Genomic DNA, 3,761 nt, shown 5'->3' with positions numbered 1-3,761 from the left:
GAGGAGAGTATATATGTTAACGACAAACATTGAGCTGAAACCAAAAGTGAAAGCGTTTTTAAATGAAGAAATTAAAATGTTTATTAATGGTGAATTTGTTTCTTCAATAAGTGGAAAGACGTTTGAAACATACAATCCAGCAACAGAAGATGTTCTAGCAGTCGTATGTGAAGCGCAAGAAGAAGATGTTGATGTCGCAGTAAAAGCGGCAAGATTTGCTTTTGAATCAGGCCCGTGGGCAGAGATGACTACTGCTGAAAGAGCACACCTTATTTATAAATTAGCAGATTTAATTGAAGAGCATAGAGAAGAATTAGCACAGCTGGAAGCTTTAGATAATGGAAAACCATATCAAGTAGCACTTGATGATGATATTTCAGCGACTGTAGAAAATTACCGCTATTACGCGGGATGGGCTACAAAAATTATTGGTCAAACCATTCCAATTTCAAAAGACTATTTAAATTACACACGCCATGAACCGGTTGGCGTTGTAGGTCAAATTATCCCGTGGAATTTTCCGCTCGTTATGTCTTCTTGGAAAATGGGAGCCGCTCTTGCGACGGGTTGTACGATTGTATTAAAACCAGCAGAGCAAACACCTTTATCTTTACTATATACAGCGAAGCTTTTTAAAGAAGCTGGTTTTCCAAACGGTGTCGTAAACTTTGTACCAGGTTTCGGTCCTGAAGCAGGATCGGCAATTGTAAACCATCATGATATTGATAAAGTAGCTTTCACAGGTTCAACAGTTACAGGGAAATATATTATGCGTCAATCTGCAGAAACAATTAAACATGTAACRTTAGAACTTGGTGGTAAGTCACCAAACATCATTTTAGAAGACGCTGACTTAGAAGAAGCGATTAACGGTGCGTTCCAAGGCATTATGTATAATCATGGTCAAAATTGTAGCGCAGGATCTCGAGTTTTCGTTCATCGGAAACATTATGAAACAGTCGTAAATGAACTTGTAAAAATGGCGAATGACGTGAAGCTAGGGGCAGGTATGGAGGCGGAAACTGAAATGGGACCGCTCGTATCTAAAAAACAACAAGAGCGTGTGCTAAATTACATTGAACAAGGAAAATCTGAAGGTGCTACTGTTGCAGCTGGTGGTAAACGTGCATTTGAAAAAGGTTATTTTGTACAGCCAACAGTATTCACAAATGTTACAGACGATATGACAATCGTTAAGGAAGAAATTTTCGGACCAGTTGTCGTTGTACTCCCGTTCGATTCGACAGAAGAAGTAATTGAAAGAGCAAATCGCTCGTCTTACGGGCTTGCTGCGGGCGTATGGACACAAAATATTAAAACCGGACATCAAGTTGCCAATAAATTAAAGGCAGGAACAGTGTGGATTAATGATTATAACTTAGAAAATGCTGCTGCACCATTTGGTGGATATAAGCAATCTGGTATCGGACGTGAATTAGGTTCATACGCCCTTGATAACTATACAGAAGTGAAAAGTGTTTGGGTAAATATAAAGTAATAGAGAGTCTAACTGTTAATAAATAGAGGGATGAAATAATGAGAGATGCGGACAACTGGAAGGTTTAATAATAGTTGTCCGTTTTCTTATATATAAAATTGCTTTTTCAAAAGAATTATAAGGGGGATTTGGATGGAGCAGTTAGTAGAATGGTTAGTAGGGCAAGTTTGGAGTATTGGCTTAGTTGTTTTCGCATTAGGAGCAGGAGTGTATTTCACAATTGCAACTCGTTTTTTACAAATTCGCTATTTTAAGGAGATGATTAAACTATTATTTGAAGGGAAGAGTTCGGAGACTGGGATATCATCCTTTCAAGCATTTTGTTTGGCGTTATCAGGTAGGGTTGGAATTGGTAATATCGCAGGAGTAGCGACAGCTATCGCTTTCGGCGGACCTGGAGCTGTATTTTGGATGTGGGTGATGGCATTATTAGGAGCAGCTAGTGCATTTGTTGAATCAACATTAGCACAAGTATATAAAAGTAAAGTAGGCAATGAATACCGTGGTGGTACGCCATATTTCATTGAGAAAGGCTTGAAAATGAAATGGTTTGCGGTCATTGTAGCGGTCGTTGTAACACTATCATATGGCGTTTTATTACCAGGTATTCAATCGAGTAGTATCGCAGTTGGATTTGAAAATTCTAATGGTATTAGCAAATATATAACTGGTATATTGTTAGTCGTATTATTAGCAGCTATCATTTTTGGTGGCGTAAAGAGAATTGCGGGCGTTTCTCAAATGCTAGTTCCATTTATGGCAATTGGTTATGTAATTGTTACATGTATCGTATTAATTGCGAATGTAACGGAAATTCCAAGTATGTTTGCTTTAATTTTCTCAAGTGCTTTTGGTGTAAATGAAATGTTTGGCGGCATCGTCGGCGCAGCTATTGCATGGGGAGTAAAGCGTGCTGTATTTTCAAACGTCGCTGGTGTTGGRGAAGCGACRTATAGYTCMGCTGCWGCTGAAGTATCMCATCCTGCAAARCAAGGGYTAGTTCAAGCRTTTTCTGTATATATYGATACMATTGTWGTATGTACAGCGACAGCKCTTATGATWTTAATAACAGGTATGTATAATGTAATACCTGAAGGGAAAAGCGCTATTGTAAAGAATATAGGRAATGTAGATGCAGGTCCAATCTATACACAACAAGCAGTTGAAACTGTTATGACAGGATTTGGTCCAATATTTATTTCAATCGCAATCTTCTTCTTTGCATTTACAACTTTACTCGCGTACTACTATATCGCTGAAACGACACTCACTTATTTAGATCGTGACCTCAAATATAGCTGGTTAAAACCAATTTTGAAAATTGGGTTTTTAATTATGGTTTACATCGGTAGCGTAGAATCAGCGTCGCTATTATGGAACCTTGGAGATTTAGGAATCGGTAGTATGGCATGGTTAAACTTAATCGCGATTCTATTATTAAGTAAAACGGCATTAAAAGTGTTAAAAGACTATGAAACGCAGAAAAAAGAAGGGAAAGATCCAGTGTTTGATCCTAAAAATGTGGGAATTGAAGGTTTAACATTTTGGGAAGAAAGAAGTAAAGAGGTTGAAAGGAAAAATTCTAAAGAAAAAGTGTCAGTAGATAATGGGCTGAAACTGTAGAGGTGCAAATTTAAAAGTGAAATAAACTGAAAATTCGTTCTATTTTTCAAAGTAAATATTTGTATATGTCCTTCATTTTATCTCATACTAAAGTAAGTGTGAATAAAATGAATGGAGGATATACGATGGAAAATCAACAATATGGCTCTATAAATGATGTATTACTTGATTATAAAGAAGGTATAGGGAATTTTACGCAACAAATCCCTGAAATTGCAGAAACATATAACGCTTTTACACAAGCATGTTTTCAGGAGGGTACATTAACTAAAAGAGAAAAGCAGCTCATTGCATTAGGGGTTAGTTTAGCAACACAAGACGAATATTGTACGATTTATCATACGAAGGGCTGTATTGACCAAGGATGTTCTGATAAAGAAATTTTAGAAGCTTGTGGTGTTTCAGCCGCGTTTGCTGGGGGAGCTGCAATGAGTCAGGCAGTAACCTTAGTACAAGAATGTCTGGTGGAATTGAAACATCAAAGTCATTAAACAAGAAAAAGCCCTCCTTAAAATATTATTTTAAGTGATATTATCCCCTTTAGGTAGACAGTGTAAAAAAGACCATGTACACACATGGATGTTACACTATTACTTGGAGGGGATTTTTCATGACTAAAAAAGGATCGACATTTAATACC

General features: G+C 37.2%; 3 protein-coding genes. All 3 read left to right on the top strand.

Features of this window, described 5'->3' with window-relative positions; translation table 11 throughout:
* Positions 1-13: 13 nt before the first annotated feature.
* The 3 genes from AC1DJR_RS21015 (at position 14) to AC1DJR_RS21005 (ending at position 3,612) form a co-directional block, all read left to right on the top strand.
* Entirely contained in the window at positions 14-1,498 is a 1,485-nt protein-coding gene (locus AC1DJR_RS21015) for an aldehyde dehydrogenase family protein (RefSeq protein WP_061675061.1), read from the top strand.
* A 132-nt stretch (positions 1,499-1,630) separates the two neighbouring features.
* On the top strand, positions 1,631-3,121 hold the full coding sequence (locus AC1DJR_RS21010; RefSeq protein WP_429688270.1) for an alanine/glycine:cation symporter family protein: 1,491 nt from the start codon (positions 1,631-1,633) through the stop codon (positions 3,119-3,121).
* A 125-nt stretch (positions 3,122-3,246) separates the two neighbouring features.
* The gene (locus AC1DJR_RS21005) at positions 3,247-3,612 is read left to right on the top strand and encodes a carboxymuconolactone decarboxylase family protein (protein ID WP_429688271.1); all 366 of its coding nucleotides are present in this window, start codon (positions 3,247-3,249) and stop codon (positions 3,610-3,612) included.
* Positions 3,613-3,761 lie beyond the last annotated feature (149 nt).

The organism is Bacillus sp. 05T31 (assembly GCF_056396725.1).
Note: the sequence above shows the minus strand (reverse complement) of the source record. Positions and strands in the feature narration are given on the sequence as shown.

Bases quoted from the DNA above. Each gene is read 5' to 3' on its own strand.
- AC1DJR_RS21005 (WP_429688271.1), top strand. From the start codon at position 3,247: ATGGAAAATCAACAATATGGCTCTATAAATGATGTATTACTTGATTAT.